We start from the raw sequence: 689 nt of genomic DNA on the forward strand, positions 1-689 counted from the left end.
CTGGTGCACCCGGACGATGGTTCCATCGATGATCGCGTACTCGAAGTCCGCATCCGCCGCCAAGGCCGTGAACAGCCGCTCGAAGACACCGGCCTTGGCCACCGGCGAAAGCGTTGGAAAACCGAGTTCCATGAGCCAAACGCCGTTGGCAGGTCACGCCACGGCGCCCCGACCCGGACAATCCAGGGCACCGCTTCGACAAAGCGCCGGTTGTCCACCGCCGAGCGGCCGGGATCTCCGACTTTTCCGGGAAGAAGAGGAGCGATCCGCTCCCATTGATCATCGCGCAATACCATCCGGTCCAAAGCCACCTCCCTGTCGGCAGCTTTGAATCAAATTCCTGCGGCTTTGGGAATCCCCTGCACACCTCAAACGTCAACAGACCCTAGAGCAGCCGCTTCCTCATGGCTGATCCGTGGCACTGAGGCATTGGCAGCCGCAAGCATCTCCTTAACGGAGGTCGGCATCTCACCCCTCCCATGTTCCAAGGCCGCACGCTCGGACAGCTCGACTCTAGATGAGCCAATCCAAGAGGGCGGAGAGAACCACGATGATGGTGACAGCGAAGATGATGAAACCAAGGGGGCCTATTCCATGCCCGTCATCGCCAGCGATCCTGTTCATGATCCATCTCCTTTCCGAGCTGGATGCGGAGAGAAAAAGGCTGCCGGGCGGCACCCGACAGCCTT

1 pseudogene is annotated in these 689 nt (G+C 60.5%); it reads right to left on the bottom strand.

The annotated features are described in order from the left end of the window. Nucleotides 1-311: pseudogene (locus tag JT719_RS24250) on the bottom strand (IS5 family transposase); the annotation flags it as partial. Nucleotides 312-689: the final 378 nt, after the last annotated feature.

It is taken from the genome of Sabulibacter ruber, assembly GCF_017355955.1.
GTDB classification, from domain to species: Bacteria; Bacteroidota; Bacteroidia; order Cytophagales; family Hymenobacteraceae; genus Nibribacter; species Nibribacter ruber_A.